Here is a 22,408-nt window from a genome sequence, read left to right as displayed (position 1 = left end):
CCTCTAAACTTTATCGATCCGTATGGATCCTATTTTTACTTGGACAGCTATTTTTAGCTTCCTTGATGCTTCATCATAACCTGGCGACTTATAATGAAGGCTCCTGTTTATGTCACCGGTTTTTTGGTCGAAAATCCGGATATCTCCAATATTGATTGTGGATTGAATCATTACTGGAATATTTTCAGGGATAATCATTTTTACATCCCCAATCCATCCCCGTACAATGACTGGTGTCTCTTTTTCAGGGATGAACGCCTTGCTGAAATCAATGAAATAATCACCGATCATGGTATATAGATCCATAGGCTCCAGAGCCCAGTTTGGCTGTTTAAAGTCAACATCACCAATAGAAAATCCTCTAATATTTTTTAGCGGCTGAGGGCTTTCGGGTTTTGAGATATGAATGATTTTCCTTTCAGCATGATCTCCGCTTTTTTCATGAATGTCTGCAGGAAAGTCCTGTTCGAAATGAACCTTAAAGCGATCCTTTTTCAATAAAATGGTTATTCCTATAAAAACAAGAAGCAGCGGCCAAAGCTTCCATAAGTCCATAAATCCAAACTCAATCACTTCCAGACGATCCAGGATCAACAGAAAAGAAAAGACAGTCAGAAAAAATCCTGGAAACATTCCGCTGCGATTTTTCTTGAAGATAGCAGACAGCAGGGAATGGGCACCGAAAATAAATATAAGGAAAGGATAAATTACGACAAATACCTCTTTTATTTCCAAGGAAATGACACCTATATTCATGAGGAGAAGCAAAACTCCGATTGCCGATAAGCTTACCGCGAAGAGTATTTGATTGACTGACCTGTATCTCACTGACGTTCCCTTCCTTCTATTCTCCTATTCTATATTTCGCTGAAGCATATAATATTTCCTCTCAAACTGTTACTACTTTATTCTATCAATCATACATTTCATTGAAACATTCCCCGGGGTGTTCCTGCCTCCGCCTCCAGACTGATTCAATACATATCACAACTTTCCCTTTCCATCATATTCTGTATTACATTCCGATTCGCCCAGAGCGGCGCTTCTCTCAAGGAATTATGAAAGGAGGAAAAAAGGGTGGGAGTAGAATTAACAGCTATTCATTGGATATACATTCTTTTTATTCTGTTTATCATTGGCTTCATGGTCATGAGAAGAGACACAACACTTGTTTGTATTGCAGGGATTTTTTTAATTGCCATCACTGCAACAGGCTCTTTAAGCAGTTCGGTCAGCAGTATTTTTACAAGTTTCATATTTGCCATTACAGAACTTCTTTCTACTATACTGGTCATTTCAATTATAGTGGCAATGAGCCGGACGCTGACCACAACCGGCATCAATGATGTAATGATTTCACCTTTTGCCAGGTTTATCAGGACACCTTCACTGGCCTATTGGACAATAGGAATCCTTATGATGGTTATTTCATGGTTTTTTTGGCCATCACCTGCTGTGGCGCTAATGGGAGCAGTTCTCCTTCCTGTAGCGATTCGAGTAGGACTGCCTGCACTTGGAGTCGCAATGGCTATGAACCTATTTGGACACGGGATTGCTTTATCGGGTGATTTCATTATCCAGGCAGCTCCGAAGCTAACCGCAGATGCAGCCGGACTGCCTGTCGGGGACGTTATTTCAGCGAGTATTCCTCTTGTAATCGTCATGGGGGCAGTTACGACGATTACAGCTTTCTATCTAATTAAGAGAGATATGAAAAACGGAAAATTGACAGCTGCTACTGGCCTAACCAAAGACTCACCAAGCGAGCTTCGGACAGACGTCAGCCAAGAGCAATTGCTTTCTCTTATTCAGAAACGGATTTTTGCCATATTAATTCCTATTTTATTTGCAGCAGACGTGGCAGCCATGTTTGTACTGGACCTGCAAGGTGGAGACGCAACAGCTTTAATAGGGGGAACTTCAATCTTTATCCTGCTCATCATTACACTCGCAGCCCATAGAAATAAAGGGCTAGAAAAAACAACCAGTTACTTAATCGAAGGCTTTCAGTTTGGATTCAGGGTATTTGGCCCCGTCATTCCAATTGCAGCTTTCTTCTATTTAGGGGATTCAGGATTTACTCAAATGATTGGAGACCATCTGCCAAAAGACTCTCTCGGAATCGTCAATGATCTGGGTGTCGGGCTTGCATCTGTAGTACCATTAAGCAAGGAAGTCGGTGCGATCACCTTAACAGCAGTTGGCGCCATTACTGGCCTTGATGGATCTGGTTTCTCTGGCATTTCACTTGCAGGTTCCATCGCCAATCTTTTTGCAACTGCTATTGGCACCGGCGCAGCCACGCTAACGGCTCTTGGCCAGGTAGCCGCAATTTGGGTCGGCGGTGGTACACTTGTCCCATGGGCGCTCATCCCTGCCGCAGCCATTTGTAATGTAGACGCCTTTGAGCTTGCACGCAGAAACCTGCTTCCGGTCACTATTGGCTTAGTTGTGACTACCATTGTAGCCATGTTTCTGATATAAAAGTGCCCTAAGACCTTTAAGAGACTATCATCAGTGATAGTCTCTTTTCATATGCCTTTTTAGTGAACATCGCCCTCAATGCTTCATATAAAATAATTGAGAGGAAGACCCATATGAAGCCGGCGGCAAAGCCTGCTGCAATATCAGAAGGATAGTGCACCTTCATAATGACCCGGCTTATTCCCATCAGGAATATCCAAATCCCTGCCATAATACCTGTAATCCATTTTGCTTTAGCGGACTTTAGCTCTTTTATTATTATAAATCCGATAAAAGTATAGAGGATCATCCCAATCATAGCATGCCCGCTCGGGAAGCTAAGGCTTGCCACATTAACCAGATGCTCCTCGTCCGGGCGAGGCCTGCCAATCGCATCTTTGAGCCATTTGTTTGCCTCATTTCCAATCGCAACCGCAAAAACGAGGGCTGCCATGGCTGCATAGTCTCTATGTTTAACCCAAAGCCAAACGATAAAAAACAAAGTAACGATTCCAACACCAACCTTATTTCCCAGACTATCCATAAATTCAAAATAAGGATATGAGCCTTCTGTAAATATGCCCGTAAAGAAAGATGAAAGATAGCGATCAAAGCTTAATATTTCCCCGCTTTGGACGGCATATAAAAAATAAAGAAAAATAGCTGCTGATGCAGCAAGAAAAAAATATGCCCACTTAGACCTTCTCATTTCCAATCTTGCTAACTCCCTTCCATAATATACCTTAATCTATATTATCATTCTTTTTTACCTTTTATTGTGTAAAATTTACTGATTACGATAAATTCCTCTTTATCTTAATAAAGAATGTTATAATAATGTAAAAATTAAATCAGATGGGAGAGAGAATCATGTCCGAGAGTTTATTTAAAAAATTAGAAAGCTATTACGATGAAATGGTATCCATCCGCCGTTTTCTTCATCAGCATCCAGAGGTATCTTTCAAGGAAGAAAAAACTGCCCATTACATTAAATCCTATTACGAAAATTTGGGTATTGAAGTCCGCGGAAATATCGGCGGAAATGGAGTAGTAGCTAAGGTCTATGGCAGCAAACCCGGCAAAACAATCGCATTACGGGCTGACTTTGATGCGCTCCCTATACAGGATGAAAAGGATGTTCCATATAAATCTTTGGTACCGGGGGTCATGCACGCCTGCGGACATGACGGTCATACTGCAACATTGCTTGTTCTGGCAAAAGCGCTTCATGAAATGCGCGAAGAATTAGAAGGTACATATGTAATGATTCACCAGCACGCAGAGGAGTATGCACCAGGCGGGGCTATTTCAATGATTAAAGATGGATGCCTGGATGGAGTTGACGCTATCTTTGGAACCCACTTATGGGCATCAGAGCCAACAGGAAAAATACAATACCGCGTAGGTCCATTTATGGCGGCAGCAGACCGATTTGAAATTACCGTCCAAGGGAAAGGCGGCCATGGAGCACAGCCCCATAAAACGAAGGATGCGATCGTAACAGCTTCACAGCTTGTTGTTAATCTCCAGCACATCGTTAGCAGAAAGGTAAATCCAATTGATTCAGCTGTGGTGACAGTTGGCTCATTTGTCGCTGATAACGCGTTTAATGTTATTGCCAACAGAGCTAAACTAACCGGAACAGTTCGCACATTTAATGAAGAAGTGAGAACAAATATTGAGGAAGAAATTGAGCGCGTTGTAAAGGGAACATGCTATACAGCTGACAGTTCTTATGAATACAACTATCACAGAGGCTACCCTGCTGTCGTAAATCATAAAGCTGAATCAGAATATTTAGCGGAATGTGCCGAAAAAATTAATGAAGTCACTTGTATAGAAGAGACAGATCCTGAAATGGGCGGAGAGGATTTTGCCTATTATCTGCAGCATGTAAAAGGAACTTTCTTCTTTACCGGAGCCAGACCAGAAAACACAGATGAAAATTACCCTCACCACCATCCAAAGTTTGATATCGATGAAAAAGCTATGCTAATTGCTGCAAAAACGCTGGGTGCAGCTGCTTTAAATTATCACAGCTTCCAGGGAAGCAAAGATTCAGTTGAAGTTGGACAGTAATAGTTTAAGACTTGGAGAAGCTGGCCGGCTTTTAACCGGCCAGCTTCTTTATTCTTTTTGACGTAATTACTTTTGACACACATACTGACCAGCCTTATCAGCAGAAGTAAATCGGGAGACGATGTAATAACTCACATGATCCCCCACATAAAAAACAACCCCAAGTCTAATCAGGCCTTGGAGCTGTTTTCAATATTCGAATGCGGTAGGCATTTTTTGCTGTTTCACCCAGGTGGTCAAGCAAGTTGTAGTTCGCATATGCCCCAACTGCAGCTCCTATTCCTGGCACAAGCTGAAGCATTTTAACGAAGTCGATATAATCGCGGTATTCCTGCTGAAATTCTTTCCAGTCCAATTCTTTCAATCCGTCTTTGCGGTCATCCCACTCTTCAATCAGCTTAAGAGTGTTCTTCCTTTTATCATCACTTGAAAACGCAAGCTGAAAAATATGCAGGATGAAGAGCCGCTCCTCATACTCGTCTGTATCATAACCATAGATGGCAGCAGCCTCAAAAAGGAATTTCATTTTAATACTTAACAGGAGAGGAAAATCAGCCAGGCCAAGGAGGATCCCTCCCGCTCCAGTACCAGCTCCCTCTACAGCAGCCGTTTTGCGGAAAGCCGCAATCTTTTGATTCAGCATTTCATCCATGTTGGCCAATTTGCTGCCGGAAGCTTGTTTTTTCCTTGTGGTTGCGTTTGATCCTATCAAAGTGGCCTTTACCATATTTTTAATGCTATCTGTGATGATTTGATGTGCTTTTTCTGGTATAAGGCTATTTACCTTGGTTTGCGCTTTTTTTGAGAGACGATTTAGCAGGCTGGAGCGTTTGTTTATTTGTCTCTTCCATTCCTCGATTTCCTGATATGCTTTTAATTCATACTGCTTCATGGCATACCTCCCTTTTGTCAGGATTGATATTAATTCGCATATCACCGGAAAATAGTTTCAATTTATTCCATCTGGCTTATTTCAGATGCTTTTGGATATACATATGGGTATACATATAGGCAAAAACAATGCCTGCGGCAAAAGATAAAAGTGAAGCCATCCAATCCCCCTTTGCCATAACAGCTATTGATAGTAAGAAGGACTGCAAATATAAAATGCCTGACAGCAATTGTTTAAAGGATTTTTCTTTAAGCTTCTCTTGAACAGGGTACAGGTTCACCCATAATTTATTTTGATAGTGGTTCCAAAGCGGCAAAAGCTGAAAGCCTGTTAAATACATAAAAAGCAAAACCAGCAGAATTTGGCCTAATCCAAACGAAATTACGTAAATCGCTGCACCGCCGATAATTGTTAAGCGAATATACAGGCCTAAATAATCACCCGACCGGAGAAATGTCCTTACAAACAGGTTTTTGAAAGTTTCTTCCTGCTTAAAAGGAATGCTTGCGAGCAGCCAATCGAGCCATTTTCGTCTCTTTACCTGATCCCTGAGCTTAGGGACATCTGTAAACATATTGGCCAGCCGGTAAAAAGAAGTCATTCTTTTTTCCTCCTGGTCAATTAAGAACTCCCATTTTAGTCCCATACCTTTTGACTTCGTGCTGAAGTACCAAAACAGTACGATAAGCAGGGCTCCGACCGCCAGCATAAATATCGGATTGGCACCTGAGAACAGCAGATAAAGAAATGCCGCATTAACCGCGTAACGGACAAAGGTATCCAATAAATGAACGTTTGTTTCAACATAATATTGAATTTTCCACCGGATAAGCAAATTAACTGCTTTTATGGCCAAAATAATCCCTAAAAGCGGCAAAAAGGCTTGGAAATTCCCTTCATTTACACGGGCATACATTGGCATAAAAATCCCAAGGCCCATGATAAGCAAGTAGGCATGCACCAAAAAGCTGACAACCATCGAACGTTTAAAATACCCTGAAAGCCGGTCTTCAAGCGGCAAAAGGAACACCTTATCCGCTTCTGAAAGAAACGTATAGATCGGACTGTATGTAAGTAAAATGGCAAGAATAACCGCCATCACTGCGGGAGCGGGAAAATGCTCCGGCAGAGTCTTTAGCCATTCCTGATAATAATATGCGGCTGTGCCCAGCAGGAAAACCATGACAATGACAATATGGCCATTAAAAATATATCTAAGGTAGCGGGAAAGCTCTTTGCTTGTCCTCCCAAACCGCTCTTTCCACAATCGTTTTTCATCAAACATAGTCTTCTTCCTTTGTGAGCTGAATATATAAATCGTCAAGAGTCGCTCCCGGCATGGCAAATTGCTTCTGCAGCTCTGCTAACGTGCCTTTTGCCCTTACTTTTCCTTCATGTAATATAACAAAGCGGTCACAATATCTTTCTGCGGTGGCAAGGATATGTGTAGACATAAGAATGCCAGCCCCGCTCTCTTTCATCTTCTTCATGAGGTCAAGCAAGGATTGAATTCCAAGCGGATCAAGCCCTACGAAAGGCTCATCCACTATATATAAAGAAGGCTGGACAAGAAAAGCGCACATAATCATTACCTTCTGCTTCATCCCTTTTGAAAAATGAGCGGGAAACCACTTCAGTCTCTTTTCCATCCTAAATTCCTTCAGAAGCCTCTCTTGTCTTTTTTTATATTCCGCTTCCGGAACACCGTAGGCCATTGCTGTAATCCTCATATGCTCCTCTAGTGTTAATTCATCATATAGAATAGGCGTTTCCGGTACAAAGGTGAATTGTTTGCGATAGCCTTCTTTATCTTTGAGAAACTCCATGCCATTTATCGTGATCCCGCCTTCATGCGGTTCCATCAAGCCAATTACATGCTTTATGGTCGTACTCTTGCCTGCACCGTTCAAGCCGATTAGGCCTACTATTTCATTTGCCCCCACTTCAAAGGAAACGTCCTTCAGAACCGGGTTTCTAGTATAGCCGCCTGTTACATTCTTTATCTCCAAAAGAGCCATTCTCAACGTCCTTCCCTTATGCTATGTAAGACCATTGTAAAAAAAGCCAAAGCGAGTTGTCCAGTTTGGTAAAAAATCTTTAAATTCATTTACATATAAAAACCCAAAGCGGGCATTCTAATTTATGAAGGGGAAACAAGTCATTTGAATCCATCGAATGATCAAAACTCGAAATGAGGTGTCTGTCGCAGACAGTTTCCTTTCAGTATAAGCTTCAAACGTTCCTAACAAGGGGATGGTTGCATTGCACAACAGTGTGAAAAACCAGCAGATCTTAAACACTTGATCGCTTTACCCGTAAGTGGTCACTAAGTCATTTTTAAATGAGGTGTTTGTTAAAGACTATCATCCAGGCTTTATACGTTGAGAAACATATAAAGAAATAAGGGGATGGTCCGATTGAACAAAGATCGATTTTCTCTAGAAATAAACACAATTCATTAAAAATGAGGTGTTTGTCAAAGAGAATTTCCTGAAGTAGAAACGTCAAATAGAAGCTTCCCCTTCACGAAGGCAGGATTCCATGCGGATCCTGCCTTTACTTTTTTTCAAGGCTCTTTTCTAAAGGAAAAGACCTGCAGGAAAAAACTAAACTATTGGAAGTTTCGCTTTATCGTTTTTTTGGTGAATATGGTAAAATCGTGTAAAATAGCTAAATGAAGATTGGAGATGTTTGAATGAGCGATTGTATTTTCTGTAAAATTATCGGCGGTGAAATCCCCGCAGCCAAAGTTTATGAAAACGAACATGTGATGGCCTTCCTGGATATTAGCCAGGTCACAAAGGGCCATACACTTGTAATCCCCAAAGTACATAAAGAAAATTTATATGAAATGGATCCTGAAACAGCTCGTAATTATTTTGAAGCTGTCCCAAAAATTGCAAAAGCCATCAAAGCTGAGTTTGATCCGGTGGGTTTAAATTTGATTAATAACAACGGCGAGCTTGCAGGGCAAACCGTTTTCCATTTCCATTCGCATCTTATTCCCCGCTATGGCGAGGGTGACGGGTTGGGAGTTGTCTGGAAGTCACACCAATCAGAATATACTGCATCCGACCTTCAAGAAATTTCAGAAGGCATAAAAAAACATCTTTAGTACTCTGGCTTTCCTGTTCACACAGGAAAGCTTTTTTGCTGTTAACCATCCCTTAAATCATATGCATGACCTCCTAATTAATTTTCTAAATGTTCATTATTTTCTCTGTACAAAACAATAAATTTTGATAACATATAAACTATCTTTATTTCTTCACAGCGTTATAGTAAAAAGATAATATTTTCACTTGAATTTGGAGGGAGAAACATGAACCGTGCACTAAATTTTAATGCAGGACCTGCAGCATTGCCTGAAGCGGTTTTAAAGGAAGCAGAAAAAAATTGGCTCAACTTCAATGGTACAGGAATGGCAATTATGGAACTTAGCCATAGAAGCAAGGAATATCAAGCTGTCCATGATAAAGCAATCTCACTGCTAAAGAAATTATTATCCATCCCCGATGACTATGAAGTGTTGTTTATCCAAGGCGGAGCTAGTCTCCAGTTCTCAATGGTTCCAATGAATCTGCTTAGTAAGGACCAAACAGCCCATTATGTTTTAAGCGGTTCATGGTCGGAAAAGGCGTTAAAAGAAGCAAACAAACTCGGCAAAACTAATATTGCAGCTTCAAGCAAGGATCAAAAATATCGTTTTATACCTAAATATCATGAAGATGCAAATTTGGAAAATGCAGCTTACCTTCACATCACAAGCAACAATACAATTTACGGAACCCAGTGGCATTCATTTCCTTCAAATGAGAAAACACCATTGATTGCAGACATGTCCAGCGATATTCTAAGCAGGCCATTAGATATGAGCAATTTCGACTTAATTTATGCTGGGGCCCAGAAAAACCTTGGACCTTCAGGCGTTACAGTAGTAATCATCAGCAAAAAACTTTTGGAAAAATCATCTGAAGAATTGCCATCCATGCTGAATTATAATACTTATGCCAATAACAACTCCCTATATAACACACCTCCTACCCTGGCAATTTACTTGCTGGCCTTAGTGCTGGAATGGGCGGACAGGGAAGGCGGCCTTCTGCAAATCGAGAGAGTCAATGATGAAAAAGCAAAAATCCTTTATGATGTAATAGATGAAAGTGAAGGCTTTTACCTGGGGCATGCTCTTAAAGACAGCAGGTCGAGAATGAATGTCACTTTTAACCTGCACAACGAAGAAGCTTCAAAGGACTTCTTGAACCAAGCAAAAGAAGCGGGATTCGTCGGACTGGGCGGCCACCGTTCTATTGGAGGCTGCCGCGCTTCCATCTACAACGCTGTTCCTGCAGAGCATGTCCAAAAGCTTGCTGATTTCATGAAAGCTTTCAAAAACAAAAATTAAAAAATATTAACACTTTTTATTCAAATAATATATGTTATAATGAGTTAACGTTTTTCGCTGCAGGCAATGAGTGCACTGCAGGAGGAACAAATTTTTGAGCTTTAGAATAGCAGAGGAGAGATGAGAAGTGAATACAAAGAATTTAGTGGCCCTTTCCCTATTAGTTGGGATGGGAGCTGTACTGCATGCCGTAGTTCCTGGATTTTTCCTGGGAATGAAACCCGATATGATGCTTACAATGATGTTTTTGGGAATTATCCTTTTTCCTGACAGAAAAAGTGTTTTGCTTTTGGGATTGGTAACTGGCTTAATTTCCGGCCTAACTACAACCTTTCCTGGCGGATTATTACCTAATATTATTGATAAGCCAGTCACAGCATTTGCATTTTTTGCTTTGTTTTTAGCATTAACGAAATTCAGCAAGTCCATTGTCAGTGCAGCTGTTCTAACAGCAGTCGGAACAGTTATTTCAGGGGTTGTGTTTTTAACATCGGCATTCCTGATTGTCGGACTTCCTGGGCCATTTGCAGCGTTGTTCGCAGCAGTCGTATTGCCGGCCGCTGCGGTTAATACAGTGGCTATGGTAATTCTTTACCCTGTTGCCCAATCTATAGCAAGCAGAACAAAGCTGACGCAGCAGCCTATCAGTCAATAATACAATATTAAAATATAAAGCCCGCAGACTGCGGGCTTTTCTATATTTCACTTATTGAAAACTCCCCACAATCAGGCCAATCAGGAATAAGAGTGCCCCCCCTGCCGCTAAAGCAGCGGCTCTTTTTTTAAGAACATATTTCGGTGGATAGACTCCCGGTTTTTTTATTGAAAGCAAAAAATGGATCCCCCCCAAAAACAACACCACACTTAATGCAAATAAGCCAGCCGCCGCTCCCGTCAACCGATCTCCTCCCTTCAAACACCATCCTGTAAGTATCCCTTAGTGAATTGTATGCCTGTTTCTGGCCAGCTATGAGAGGATATGGTTTACTCTGCCTGCTTTTGTGATATAGATACAGGAATGATCCTTTAATTTTTGAGTGTGTCAAAGCCCAATGGTGACTTTGCACTTTTTGATCGAAGCGGAAGGGCACAAGGAGCCAAAGAGATTCTAAAGACCGGTCAGTTCGCGGAGCGCTTTGAGCGAAATCAGCTGGCAAAGTTAATAACTTAATTTTTAGCTTTAGAAAATGGAACAATGTAGTAAAATAGAAATATAATCAACATTTTGAGGTGAAGTTTATGAAAGCCAAATCTTTATTGCTTGGATTCTTAGTTGGCGGCGCTGCTGCCGGCATTTCCACTCTTTTAACAGCACCTGCTTCAGGAAGGGAAGCAAGGCAATATTTAAAAGACAGTAAATACACTCTAAAAAACCAACTAACAGAGCTTAAGGCTGAAATAATGGATATAAAAAACTCTGCTTCCTTTGCATCTAAGGAAGGAAAATCTGCATTTAAAGAATTCTCAAAAGACATTAAATTTTCCATTAATAATTGGAAAAATGAGATTCGCCCCCATCAGCATGAACTGCAGCGTGAATTACAAGAAATTGAAGCTGCCATCCGAGAGCTTGAAACAAACTTAAATTCAAATAAATAATTTTCCAAAAAATCCTTCTTTTTATTTAGTTAAAAAGAAGGATTTTTTCATCTTTAGCCGAAAACCAATATATTATAAAAATGCTTCATTTTTTTATTTTATATCAAAAGTTGCTACAATCCTTGTCGTAGAGCCTTTTACAGAAATGCGAAAAGATATTTCTAAAAATTTTGTAAATTTATATCTTTATTAATTTTTGTTTTATTGGCATAATGATAATAAGAAAAGCAATAGAACAGCTGGGCTTTCGTCCAGAAATGAAAGCTTTCTTATTAATTTTACAAAGTAGGTGAATTACTGAATGACGGATAAACCAATTTCAATGAAGGAAGCAATGATTTTCAGCCAAAGAATTGCACAACTGAGCAAAGCCCTTTGGAAGTCGATTGAGAAGGACTGGCAGCAATGGATTAAGCCTTATGACTTGAATATTAACGAACATCATATTTTATGGATTGCCTATCATTTGAACGGTGCTTCTATTTCGGATGTTGCAAAGTTTGGTGTCATGCATGTTTCAACTGCATTCAATTTCTCCAAAAAACTTGAGGAACGGGGTTTTCTCCAATTTTCAAAGAAAGAAAGCGATAAAAGAAATACTTATATCAAATTGACTGAAGAGGGAGAAAAGGTGTTATTAAGCCTTATGGAGACCTATTCACCTGAAAAAAATGCCGTATTCTCCGGTGCAATGCCATTAAGGGAACTGTATGGAAAGTTCCCTGATATCATTGAAATCATGGCTATTGTCCGCAATATTTACGGTGATGACTTTATGGAAATCTTTGAAAAGTCCTTCGCTAATCTGGAGAATCAATTCGATGAAGAAGAAGGTAAATTAAAGAAAAAAGAAACAGCGGAAAAGGAACTTGTATAGAAATAGAAAACTTCCTTACCTTATAAAATAGTATGTAAACCCTTACAAAGCGGATGAATCACATTCGCTTTCCATCTTGATTTCCCATGCTCACTTCTTCACATTCTTCTTATACTATCCCTCTTTTATATAATCCGATTCCCCTAAAATTAAAAAGAGTTTTTTCGACAAAATGCTTTAAATTTCCCTATTGATTTTTTTCTATATTCATCGTAAAGTATCTTAGTGAGTTTGGAAGAAAACTAATTTCTCCTTTCGGAGGTATTGATATGATGAATTGCTGGAAGACGATTAACTTCACGAAGCAATATGGATCGCAAAGACTTTTTATATTGTCTTCCTTAACCATGCTGGCTACGTTTATTTTTACTTATGTTCCTGCAACATACTTATTCGTGCCAGAAACCTTTTACGATAATTATTTTATTTTCTTTGCGGCAGGCTTATGGTTTATGTATCCATTGCATAAACTGATACATTATTTGCCTATTGCCCATCTAGGGAAAATTGTTAAAAAGCGCGTATCATTTAGATATGGCATTTTGCCAGTTATATATATAAGGATTACTGAACCTATTTCAAAATGGCTTTTCCTGACAGCTATTATGGCGCCGACTTTGATCATTAACAGCTTACTGTTAGCTGCATGCTTTATTTTTCCGAATTATGTTCATTATTTAGTTATCTTGTTTGCATTTCATGCTGGAATTTCCTTTTCCGATATGGTTTGTGCCAAAAATGTGCTTACTGCACCAAATCATTCATATATTGAAGAAAACGAAGACGGATTTGAGATTCTGCTGCATACACATCAATAACTTTATAGGATGATAGCGGGTATCCTGAAAAAGGATACCTTTTACATAACATTGCCTCTTCAAAGGCAATCTTTTATACTATCTTTTTTTTGTGAATTTTGTTATTGTAAATAACAGACAAAACATAAAAAGCGACTAAATGACTGCCCAAGGAGGGAATCTTGGATGATCTCCATTTTTATTATTTTTGCCGTGTTTATATTATTTTATATTAACAAGATGACAAATTCACTTTGTCTCCAAAAAGAGATTCCTGAGGAACGGCAGCCTAAAGTATTTAGAACGATTAACATTCTTATTACCATACTGCTTATATCTTCCTTTGTAGAAATCTTGTATGCATAGCAAAAGCGGCGGAATTGTTTCCGCCGCTTTTTATATACTTTTATCATTAAGCATCAAAACCTTATTACAGCCAAGATGCTCCAATAATGATTAACAAAATGAATAACACGACAATTAAGGCAAAACCTCCGCCGCATCCATGTCCTCCAGACATATGATTGCCTCCTTTCGAATTGCGGCACAGGGCCCAGTTAACCGGCCCTGTGCCCTCTTAGATTTACAGCCACGCTGCGCCTACGATGATTAATAAAATGAACAATACAACGATTAACGCGAAACCTCCGCCGTATCCAGCACCCATGATAACACCTCCCCTTCAGGCTGCTACCATATCCTAATCATTCGCCTCTGTGGTCGGATAGGCTTTTACCCGGCTAACCCGACTTCTTCAGGCTGCTTGAAACCTCCCATCAGAGGGTTTCCATGTATCATATGTACAAAAGGACGTAATGGGATGGGCAAATACCCAGATTTTCTAAAAATCACGTTGGATAAACAACCACTAAAGATGAATTTTATACCGCCCTTCTGCTTTTGTTATTTTTTACATTTATGGTATAGTAGGGATTGTGATTAAATTGAAAAAAGTTCTGTTAAAGCGCATTTCTGGTTATGGCACCCTGTTGATTGGAACGAAGCCGCCAGTATCTGGAGCGGAAATCAACAGACAAGTTTAACGGGGCTTTGAAAAAAAAATTAGGAGTGTTCAACATGAAGAAATGGATGATATCCCTCTCCATTGCAGCCGGAGTAATCGGGCTAAGCGCATGCAACAATGCTGGTGATGAGTCTGGTGATGTAGTCGTTGAAACAAAGAGCGGAAACATTACAAAGGACGAGCTTTATGAAGCGATGAAGGACAAATACGGGGAACAGGCTCTTCAAGAGCTCATTTATGAAAAGGTTCTTTCTGATAAATACGAAGTAACAGATGAGGAATTAAATGAGAAAGTAGATGAATTAAAGCAGCAGCTTGGCGCTAACTTTGAAATGGCACTAATGCAATATGGATATAAAGACGAAGAAGATCTAAGGGAAACATTCAAAACTGGCTTAATGCAGGAAAAAGCAGCCATTAAAGATATTGAAGCAACAGAAAAAGAAGTCAAAGAATATTACGATAACTACAAGCCTGAGGTAAAGGCCCGTCATATCCTTGTCGAAGATGAAAAGACAGCAAAGGAAGTAAAGAAAAAGCTTAAAGAGGGCGGAAAATTTGAAGATTTGGCAACAGAATATTCAAAAGACCCAGGCTCTGCTGCTAATGGCGGTGATTTAGGCTGGTTTGGCCCTGGAAAGATGGTACCTGAATTCGAGGAAGCAGCTTATGCATTAGATGTGAACGAAATTAGCGATCCAGTAAAGTCTGAACATGGGTTCCACATCATCCAAGTAACAGAGAAAAAAGAGAAAAAGTCATTTGAAGAAATGAAGGAAGAAATGGAATACCAAGTTAAAGTGTCCAAGCTTGACGGTGAGAAAATTCAGCAGGCGATGGAGCGCGAATTAAAGGCTGCTGATGTAGACATTAAGGATAAAGAGCTTAAAGGCATCCTTGAAGAACCTGAAGCTGAAGCAGGAACTGAAGAAAAATAAATTCATTTAAAAAACGGGCCTTCCTTAGGAGACCCGTTTTTGTTTTTTATTGATCTATTTGTCAGTTTACGGATGCCATAGATGAGAAAATATACAGCAGCTGTAAATTATATTTCACCCTGCAGATTGCTGGGAAGTTTTTCGCTCTTCTTTTTCCCTTTCTAGACGTTTCATATAAATCTCGCCTTCACGTTCAATGCTGTCGTGTTCTACCTGTTTCTCTTCCCTGCCTGTCTTGACAGCCATATATGCACTTGCAACGATCCCGGCTGCTACAAAATATACCCATAATGGAATCATTATTTTTCCCCTCTTTCTATCAAAATGTTTATCCAGTTATTATAGAAATGTATGCTTGTACTAAAAAAATATGATTGGGAGGGAAACAAAAAAACACCCCTCCCAAATGGGAAAGGCGGCTAATTTTAATTATGAAAAGTTGGCTTATAGAATGAACGATTGTCGAGTGCAAATACCCGTTCAGTAAATTCTCCCGGTTTCACTCTCTCAAGAGCCCTGTCCAGCATATTCATTTTCGCATCAATATTATCGATGTAATGAAGCATTTCTGCTTCCTTGATAAGAGGCGGCTTCGGACTGCCCCATTCAGCTTTGCCGTGATGGGAGAGAACCAGGTGCTGCAGAATCATGATTTCTTCACCATTGATGCCCAGTTCCTCGGCTGCTTTGCCAATTTCATTAATCATAATCGTAATATGTCCCAGTAGATTTCCTTCTACCGTATAGGATGTTGATATCGGTCCAGACAGTTCCGTTATCTTCCCTAAGTCATGCAATATGACTCCGGCGTATAATAGATCTTTATCCAGGCTTGGATACAGCCCGGCAATCGCTTTGGCCAAATCAAGCATGGATACAACGTGATACGCAAGGCCAGATACGAACTCATGATGATTCTTGGTTGCGGCCGGGTATTCAAGGAAATCCTTTTGGTGCTTCTTCAATAAATGGCGAGTGATTCTTTGGATATTGGGGTTTTTCATTTCAAATATATATTGGGTGATTTTACTCATCATTTCATCAGTACTTAATGGCGCTGTTTCGAGGAAATCTGCCAGCTTTACCGGGTCTGCCGGGGACGCCGGCCGAATTTGGCGGATTCTAAGCTGATTGCGGCCTCGATAATTCAGGATGTCCCCTGCCACCTTAACAATCGTTTCAGGGCTATAATTCTTCGCATCATCATCTGAAACATCCCAAAGCTTCGCTTCAATTTCTCCGCTTTGATCCTGGAAAATAAGTGTCAAGAATGGCTTTCCATTACTGGCGATCCCTTTAGTTGCACTTTTAATCAGTAAAAAAAGCTCGATTTGTTCTCCTACTTCGTAATAAACAATTCCTTTTGACATACGTGCACCGACGCTCCCTTCAAGAGGTTGTTCAAAAAGGCCGGGAAAAATTCCAAGCAGGCTTTTTTCCTCCTTTTTAAACACGCAATTCTATTAACCTAGTATACCATACAGACCCATTCCCCTACTAAACTAATCATTTACCATTCTAACGGTCTGACTGCGTTTTTTGCTTTATCCAGCACAAAAAGCCCATTCATCATTGGATGAATAGGCGTTCTCCATTTTTTGATATTTTATTACAGTAAAAGCAAAAACACTGGAATCAATAAAGATAGCAAAATCGCGGATGTTGTCATTGCTATGCATCCCATGGCCCCTTCTTCCTTTCCCCACAGAAGCGACCGATTGGCGCCAAGCATTTGAGCGGAGGTGCCCATCGCAAGGCCTTTTGCTGCTTTGCTTTTAATTCCAAGAAGTTGCAAAAGCCTGGGGCCTAACATGACAGAGAACAGGCCTGAAAAAAGAACAAAAAAAACAGTAAAGGCAGTGGTCCCTCCAAGGCCATCAGAAACGGTTAAGGCAACAGGCAGCGTTATGGAGCGCGGAATGAGAGACGCCTTGATTTCCTCGCTAAAATGGAAAGCATGGGACATCAGATAAACCGCAAATATACCTAAAAAGGTTCCAAAAAACACACCCGATAATATCTTCTTAAAATGTTTCTTCATTAGTGGCCATTCTTTATACAATGGTACTGCAAAAGAGACGATGGACAACTGCAAAAGCAGCTCAAATAAACTGCTTCCTTTTTGATAGTCAGCAAGAGGGATATTAAATAAAAGGAGAATGATGATCAGAAGGGCTGTTCCAGTGTACAGGGGATTGAGCCAGCTTTTCTTAAACTTTCTGAAGATCTGCAAGCTCGCGATGTAACTGCCAAGAGTCATCGTTATGCAACCTATACTGGTGAATAAAATTGAACTCATTTTTAGCTCCTCCTCTTTATTTTTTCAACCCATTGAACAGAGTACGCTGTTCCCAATAGACAGCAGAAGCTGCTTACAATCAGTACTAGAATAAAATGAAAATCCAATAGTGGAATAAAATTGGGAGATAAAAACAATCCAATGATAAAGGGGATAAACAATAGGGTCATGTGTTTGATTTGAAAGGCTGCTATTCTCTCTATCCAATCCAGTTTAACTAAACCTTTTACCAAAAGGGCTAATAGCATAATCATCCCCACTACACTGCCGGGGAGCGGAATATGAAAGACGGCAACAACAAAATTCCCTGCAAGAAGAAAAACAGCAAGTATAAATATTTGAATGGGCCATGGCAACTTTTATTCTCCTTCCTGAATACTTTTTACCAGCATAAAGCATAAAATCAGGAAAAACATGAAATGTGTAAGGTTTCCTTACATACTTTTTAACTTTTTGTTAGATTTTCTTCCTTCTCTTAAATATAGGATGTGTTAAAGCTAAATGTTGATTTTAGCACCTGTTGATTAGAGCGGAAGGCACTAATCCCGCGAAAATACAGTCGCATTTCCTTACGGCGAGGTGTTTATACAAGGAAGCTTTTCAAAGTCCAGCGGGAGAAGCGAGTCAAAGGGAGACCTCACAGGCGCTAAGCGCCAAGGAGCGTCGGACTGCCCGCTGTTCGCTGAGTGCCTGGAGCGGAAATCAACAGGCAAGTATAATAGAGCCTAAATATAAAAAGCTGCCTGTCATTTTCGAACAGGCAGCTTTTCCTTCGTAACCGACATTATTTGTTCTTCCTGAAAATATGGAAGCAGATGTTTATGACAGGTAAAAAATAAAATTTGCCGGTCTGGAATATTTTTTAACAAGCTGATCATTTTCTCAGTCCGGACATGATCAAAATTAACAAAGCTGTCATCAATAATGATCGGGAAGGGATATTTTCCGTAAATAGTCATCGCCAGCGCGAGCCTAAAGGAAACATATATCTGTTCCGCAGTTGCCTGGCTCAGCTCTTTTGCTTCAAAAGTTGCACCTTCCTTGCTTTCAATAAGAAACCCGTGCCCTTCCTCTTTAGGGTAAATGCGGACATAGTTCCCATTTGTTAAACATGAAAGATATTCTTCTGCCGTTTCAAGCATTTTAGGCAGACGTTCATTTTTAAAGCTGCTAATCGTTTTTTCCAGAATATCCTTCGCAGCGGCATACTTGGCCCATTCTCTGGCCTCTTCCTCAAATTCAGCTTTTAATAAAGCAAATGTGTGAAGCAGTTCAGCATAAGTCCCTCCCTCTTCAAGCAGCTGAATCTCATACTTTATTTCTGCCAGGCTGCTTTGCAGAGAAGGGATACTGTCACGAAGCTTGTTTAATTCTTCAGTAAGATTATGAATGGCCATTTCTGGATTTTCCACATTCATATATTTATCAATTTCATTCTGTGAGAAGGATTGAATATTAATTTGTTTACGGATTTGTTTAATTTGTTCATCAAGCTCAGCTAATTTCTGTGCTGCTATACCTTTTTCTCGATAATCTTCAGCTGTTTCTGTTCCCGCAAGTGCCAGCTGCTGATCGTATTCTTTATTAAAGTGTTCGAGTTCAGCAAGAACTGTGCTATATTCATCCTCCAGCTCATGGAGCTTGGCTTTTCTTTCTGCCAGCTTAATATGTTTCTCCGTTTCTTCCTTCAGTCTTTTTCTAAATTGGTATGCGACTTCTTGGACACTGCCCTGCTGCTCATTCAAAAGTTCCTTTAGGTGCTGAAAATTGATTAGCTTCTCTTGGATTCCCTGGGCTGCTGCAGTTTTTCTTTCCATTACATAACTCTTCTCCCTGTAAAGCGCCTTTAGCTGTTCAATAAGGCTAAAAGCCTCAGGCAAATGGGATTTGGAGATATCGGCAGGAAGGAATAGCAAATTCCCAAGTCCAATCATTTCTTTGTCAACATCAGCATATTCCTTTTCCCATTCTTCAAAAGATCCAATGACTTTTTCATATTTCTCATTGGCCTGCACATGCTGAAACTTATATTGACGGAGCAGGCTTTGCAATTCGCTGTCTTCTTGAAGCTGTGCCTCCAATTTAGCTGCATGCTGAATTTGAGGCTGTTTCAATTTGTCCTTTAGTGTGCTCTCTTTTTCAGCAAGAGCGACTATTTCATCTTTTATAAAGCTGTGATTTTCCTGCGAATGCTTTTTAGTAACCATGAAGCCACAATATGCTATTCCTATCAAACCTGCAAATGCAAGAACCCACGTTTGGCTCCACAATCCCCATCCAAACAATACAGCAAAAAGAATTCCTATTACTAAAAGCTGAGCTTTTTCCTGCTTTCTTTTTTTAGAACTATTTTTCCGCTCTTTTTCTTCAGCTTTATGGAGGAAAAGAATCCTTTCCTGTGTATCCTCCAGTTCTTTTTCAAGGAGATTCCTATCTGCTGAAAGGCTCAGTTTTTCCTTAATAGCTGCCCGTTCCGTTTCCGTTAGCAGCTGGTCTTTCAGCCCGTCCAATTTGCTTTCGATATCCTCCAATGCTGACCTTTCATCGTTAAAGCGCTCGTCCAGCTCCGACTTTTTTGTAAGCAAGCGATTATGGCGCATTTGAGCTTTATTTACCTTTTCTTTCATGAACACACTGGTGTCTACTTCTTCCAGCTGTGTTTCATCAATTTGAAGATGAAGCTTTTCCTGAAGGATCAAAATTTCCTCTGTAAGGTTTGCAAGCTTCAATGATAATTCGCTTTCTTCTTGCCTAAGCTTTTCCAATAATGGAATTCCCTCAATTGCTGCATTTATTTGCGGCTCATTCTCCAGCAGATTATAATCAGGCTTATTCTTCTCCAGCTCCTGTCTAAGAGTGCCTATCCTGGCCTCCAGACTTGCTTTACGCCCCTCCAGCGGGTGAATGAGACTTTCAAGTTTTTCAACCTTCGCCATTCCATCAACAGGGAATGAAATGTCTTTAAATTGTTCCCTTTCTCTTTTTAGCTCTCTTTCCTCTGTAATCAGCGGATAAAGCTCCCGCCATTCCTTTAAGCGATACAGCTTCTGCTGTGTATACTGCTGGTCATCCTGCATCCTTGTTATCTTCTTTTCAAGCGTTTCTTTTTCATGTAGTAATGTCCAATACTGTTCATTTTGCTGCTCCGCTTTTTTCAGATTCTGATGCAGCTTTTTCAATTCATTTAACTTTATGTTTAAACTCGGCTTTTTTCCGTTTGGCTTAAAGCGGCTTTCCAAATCTCTTTGAAGCGTGTTTTCCGCTGTTACCAGCTGGTCAGTCCCCAATGAGCCTGCTGAAAATAAATATCGTCCCAGGTCTTCACCCTTCATTTGGTTTATATTTTGCAAACCATGGATGTTAAAGGAAAAAATAGATTGAAAGAGGGACCTATCAACATGGTGAAGAAGTTCGCTTAATAGCTCTTCCCCTCCCCTTGTTCCATCTTCAAGAATAACGCTAACATCTCCGGCAGCCTTTCCCTTTACACGCTCGATAATAGCCTTCCCCTCTCCAGGAAAAACCGCTTTAAGCCTCCCTCCATACTTTGCTCCTTCCTTTGGCTCATACCTTAACTCTGACTGCAGCTTAGTCGGGAAGCCAAAAAGGATGCTATGGATAAAAGACATGATGGTGGATTTGCCAGCTTCATTTTCACCGTAGATCACTTGAAAGGATTGAATATCCGTTAAACTAAAATCCGTTAACTTTCCGTACCCATAAATATGTATATCGGTTATTTTCATATCCCCACCTCCTTCAATATATACAGCTGTTTAAGCATGCTCTTTGTATAAAAGGTCTATAAGCAGGGCCTCTGCCTCCCCGGCAAGCCTGCGCTTTTCATCGTCCTGAAGCTCTTCCAAATATTTTCTTGCCAGCGGGTGACCATACAAAGGAAGAGAACTTTCGTTATTATCTGCATTATCTGCAATTTGCTCTGCTGTTTTAAAAAGCTCGCTGAAAAAATCGGATTCCTTTACCAGTTTTTCTTTACTCCAGATTCTTTTTTCATTTACAGCCAGATTGGAAACCCACACGAATGCTTCCTCTTCTGTTTCTTCCTCCTGCAAGGCGTCAAGCATCTCACCATTTGCGATACTTTTCATTTCGTGGCCAGAAAGGGTGACATTGTTTAATGTAAGACTAACTATTGTCCCCTTCGTGTTCTGCCTTTTATCTTCAATCAGTCTTTTACACATTTCAAATAGATCATGAAAAGAATCAGCATTTGAAGCATTCACTCTCACTTCTTCCCATATTACAGCTGATGCTTCCAGGAACTCTGTCTTTGCACCCGTTTCAGTCAATTCAACCAAATAGCATCCTTTCGGACCCGTTTCTTTCCGGTTTCGCCCCTGTATATTGCCAGGATAAATGGCTGGAGGCTGTTCGTTTAATACTTCCCGTTTATGTATATGACCGAGCGCCCAATAATCAAAGTTTTTTTCAATCAAATCCTTTAATCGGAATGGAGCATATTTGTCATGCTCACTGCTTCCTTCAAAGTGGCCATGAAGGATCCCGATATGCAGATCGGCTCCAGCCTTCCTTGTGTAACGGTCAATCATCCGCTCCAGCACATGTCTCCTTGGATAGCTGAAACCATATAAATGGACAGAGGTGCCATTTTCAACTGTATGCTTCATCACTTCAACTTCATGCGAAAATATACGGACATTATCGGGCATTGGCATATGGACCCATTGTCCCTCCATATGATCATGGTTTCCATGAACCGCAAAAACAGGAATCCCTCTCTCAGCCAGACGCTCCATCTCTTTGCGAAAGCGGGTCTGCGCCCTAATGCTCCTGTCTTCCCCATCAAACAAATCCCCAGCCAGAATAACAAAATCCACCGCATTGATAATAGCTGCATCAACAATTTTGGAGAATGCCGCAAACGTGCTTTCCTGTAGCTTTTTAAAAATAGCTTGAGGCAAACTCTTCAACCCTGCCATCGGACTATCCAGATGCAGATCAGCAGCATGAATAAACGTTACCCTCTTCATATTAACTTCCTTTCATTCCTTTT

The 22,408-nt window shown here is 40.4% G+C and carries 24 protein-coding genes; 10 read left to right on the top strand and 14 right to left on the bottom strand.

What is annotated here, in order from left to right; genetic code table 11:
• Positions 1-3: 3 nt before the first annotated feature.
• The gene (gene liaF / locus J7I93_RS12180; protein WP_214726134.1) at positions 4-828 is read right to left on the bottom strand and encodes a cell wall-active antibiotics response protein LiaF; all 825 of its coding nucleotides are present in this window, start codon (positions 826-828) and stop codon (positions 4-6) included.
• A gap of 249 nt (positions 829-1,077) precedes the next feature.
• On the opposite strand from liaF, the gene J7I93_RS12175 reads away from it, so the two are divergent.
• Positions 1,078-2,484 carry a hypothetical protein gene (locus J7I93_RS12175; RefSeq protein ID WP_214726133.1) on the top strand — a complete coding sequence of 469 codons (1,407 nt, stop codon included), beginning with the start codon at positions 1,078-1,080 and terminating at the stop codon, positions 2,482-2,484.
• A 16-nt stretch (positions 2,485-2,500) separates the two neighbouring features.
• On the opposite strand, the gene J7I93_RS12170 is transcribed toward J7I93_RS12175, so the two are convergent.
• A complete protein-coding gene (locus tag J7I93_RS12170; RefSeq protein ID WP_251025819.1) occupies positions 2,501-3,172 on the bottom strand; it encodes a phosphatase PAP2 family protein in 672 nt (223 codons plus the stop codon).
• Positions 3,173-3,333: 161 nt separating this feature from the next.
• Here J7I93_RS12170 and J7I93_RS12165 point away from each other — a divergent pair, with 161 nt between their 5' ends.
• The gene (locus J7I93_RS12165) at positions 3,334-4,542 is read left to right on the top strand and encodes a M20 family metallopeptidase (RefSeq protein WP_214726131.1); all 1,209 of its coding nucleotides are present in this window, start codon (positions 3,334-3,336) and stop codon (positions 4,540-4,542) included.
• A gap of 166 nt (positions 4,543-4,708) precedes the next feature.
• On the opposite strand, the gene J7I93_RS12160 is transcribed toward J7I93_RS12165, so the two are convergent.
• The 3 genes from J7I93_RS12160 to J7I93_RS12150 form a co-directional block, all read right to left on the bottom strand.
• Entirely contained in the window at positions 4,709-5,434 is a 726-nt protein-coding gene (locus J7I93_RS12160; protein ID WP_214726130.1) for an EcsC family protein, read from the bottom strand.
• Positions 5,435-5,510: 76 nt separating this feature from the next.
• A complete protein-coding gene (locus tag J7I93_RS12155; protein WP_214726129.1) occupies positions 5,511-6,719 on the bottom strand; it encodes an ABC transporter permease in 1,209 nt (402 codons plus the stop codon).
• A complete protein-coding gene (locus J7I93_RS12150) occupies positions 6,712-7,452 on the bottom strand; it encodes an ABC transporter ATP-binding protein (RefSeq protein ID WP_214726128.1) in 741 nt (246 codons plus the stop codon). Before J7I93_RS12150 ends, J7I93_RS12155 begins: the two co-directional genes overlap by 8 nt.
• A gap of 677 nt (positions 7,453-8,129) precedes the next feature.
• Between J7I93_RS12150 and J7I93_RS12145 the strand changes: the two genes are divergently transcribed.
• From J7I93_RS12145 to J7I93_RS12135, 3 genes are all read left to right on the top strand, one after another.
• On the top strand, positions 8,130-8,549 hold the full coding sequence (locus J7I93_RS12145; protein ID WP_214726127.1) for an HIT family protein: 420 nt from the start codon (positions 8,130-8,132) through the stop codon (positions 8,547-8,549).
• Positions 8,550-8,756: 207 nt separating this feature from the next.
• Complete coding sequence (serC, locus tag J7I93_RS12140; RefSeq protein ID WP_214726126.1) at positions 8,757-9,839, top strand: 3-phosphoserine/phosphohydroxythreonine transaminase; 1,083 nt, start codon at positions 8,757-8,759, stop codon at positions 9,837-9,839.
• A 127-nt stretch (positions 9,840-9,966) separates the two neighbouring features.
• The gene (locus J7I93_RS12135; RefSeq protein ID WP_214726125.1) at positions 9,967-10,494 is read left to right on the top strand and encodes a tryptophan transporter; all 528 of its coding nucleotides are present in this window, start codon (positions 9,967-9,969) and stop codon (positions 10,492-10,494) included.
• A gap of 51 nt (positions 10,495-10,545) precedes the next feature.
• Here the strand turns inward: J7I93_RS12135 and yhzF are convergent, their stop codons facing one another.
• Positions 10,546-10,755 carry a membrane protein YhzF gene (gene yhzF / locus J7I93_RS12130; protein WP_214988108.1) on the bottom strand — a complete coding sequence of 70 codons (210 nt, stop codon included), beginning with the start codon at positions 10,753-10,755 and terminating at the stop codon, positions 10,546-10,548.
• Between the two features lie 323 nt (positions 10,756-11,078).
• Here yhzF and J7I93_RS12125 point away from each other — a divergent pair, with 323 nt between their 5' ends.
• From J7I93_RS12125 to J7I93_RS12110, 4 genes are all read left to right on the top strand, one after another.
• On the top strand, positions 11,079-11,438 hold the full coding sequence (locus J7I93_RS12125; RefSeq protein WP_214726124.1) for a YtxH domain-containing protein: 360 nt from the start codon (positions 11,079-11,081) through the stop codon (positions 11,436-11,438).
• Between the two features lie 301 nt (positions 11,439-11,739).
• Positions 11,740-12,315: an HTH-type transcriptional regulator Hpr gene (locus J7I93_RS12120; RefSeq protein ID WP_214726123.1), complete on the top strand. Its 576-nt coding sequence runs from the start codon at positions 11,740-11,742 to the stop codon at positions 12,313-12,315.
• Positions 12,316-12,584: 269 nt separating this feature from the next.
• Entirely contained in the window at positions 12,585-13,133 is a 549-nt protein-coding gene (locus tag J7I93_RS12115; protein WP_214726122.1) for a DUF3267 domain-containing protein, read from the top strand.
• A 165-nt stretch (positions 13,134-13,298) separates the two neighbouring features.
• A complete protein-coding gene (locus J7I93_RS12110; RefSeq protein ID WP_009331432.1) occupies positions 13,299-13,478 on the top strand; it encodes a hypothetical protein in 180 nt (59 codons plus the stop codon).
• 64 nt (positions 13,479-13,542) lie between these two features.
• On the opposite strand, the gene J7I93_RS12105 is transcribed toward J7I93_RS12110, so the two are convergent.
• The gene (locus J7I93_RS12105; protein WP_214726120.1) at positions 13,543-13,632 is read right to left on the bottom strand and encodes a YjcZ family sporulation protein; all 90 of its coding nucleotides are present in this window, start codon (positions 13,630-13,632) and stop codon (positions 13,543-13,545) included.
• A gap of 63 nt (positions 13,633-13,695) precedes the next feature.
• On the bottom strand, positions 13,696-13,782 hold the full coding sequence (locus tag J7I93_RS12100; protein WP_483297133.1) for a YjcZ family sporulation protein: 87 nt from the start codon (positions 13,780-13,782) through the stop codon (positions 13,696-13,698).
• 407 nt (positions 13,783-14,189) lie between these two features.
• Between J7I93_RS12100 and J7I93_RS12095 the strand changes: the two genes are divergently transcribed.
• A complete protein-coding gene (locus J7I93_RS12095; RefSeq protein ID WP_214726119.1) occupies positions 14,190-15,074 on the top strand; it encodes a peptidylprolyl isomerase in 885 nt (294 codons plus the stop codon).
• 114 nt (positions 15,075-15,188) lie between these two features.
• On the opposite strand, the gene J7I93_RS12090 is transcribed toward J7I93_RS12095, so the two are convergent.
• The 6 genes from J7I93_RS12090 to J7I93_RS12065 all read right to left on the bottom strand — a co-directional run bounded on the left by J7I93_RS12090 (position 15,189) and on the right by J7I93_RS12065 (position 22,385).
• Positions 15,189-15,374: a sporulation YhaL family protein gene (locus tag J7I93_RS12090; protein WP_214726118.1), complete on the bottom strand. Its 186-nt coding sequence runs from the start codon at positions 15,372-15,374 to the stop codon at positions 15,189-15,191.
• Positions 15,375-15,499: 125 nt separating this feature from the next.
• Positions 15,500-16,444 carry a 3'-5' exoribonuclease YhaM gene (gene yhaM / locus J7I93_RS12085; RefSeq protein WP_214726117.1) on the bottom strand — a complete coding sequence of 315 codons (945 nt, stop codon included), beginning with the start codon at positions 16,442-16,444 and terminating at the stop codon, positions 15,500-15,502.
• Between the two features lie 239 nt (positions 16,445-16,683).
• The gene (locus tag J7I93_RS12080) at positions 16,684-17,373 is read right to left on the bottom strand and encodes an LrgB family protein (RefSeq protein WP_214726116.1); all 690 of its coding nucleotides are present in this window, start codon (positions 17,371-17,373) and stop codon (positions 16,684-16,686) included.
• A 2-nt stretch (positions 17,374-17,375) separates the two neighbouring features.
• A complete protein-coding gene (locus J7I93_RS12075) occupies positions 17,376-17,729 on the bottom strand; it encodes a CidA/LrgA family protein (RefSeq protein WP_214726115.1) in 354 nt (117 codons plus the stop codon).
• Between the two features lie 390 nt (positions 17,730-18,119).
• Positions 18,120-21,119, bottom strand: coding sequence for an AAA family ATPase (locus J7I93_RS12070; RefSeq protein WP_214726114.1), 3,000 nt, complete (start codon positions 21,117-21,119; stop codon positions 18,120-18,122).
• 30 nt (positions 21,120-21,149) lie between these two features.
• Complete coding sequence (locus tag J7I93_RS12065) at positions 21,150-22,385, bottom strand: metallophosphoesterase family protein (RefSeq protein WP_214726113.1); 1,236 nt, start codon at positions 22,383-22,385, stop codon at positions 21,150-21,152.
• Between the last annotated feature and the right edge of the window lie 23 nt (positions 22,386-22,408).

The sequence above is a fragment of the Bacillus sp. ISL-47 genome (assembly GCF_018613175.1).
GTDB lineage: Bacteria > Bacillota > Bacilli > Bacillales > Cytobacillaceae > Cytobacillus.
This window is presented reverse-complemented; position numbering and strand designations above follow the sequence as displayed.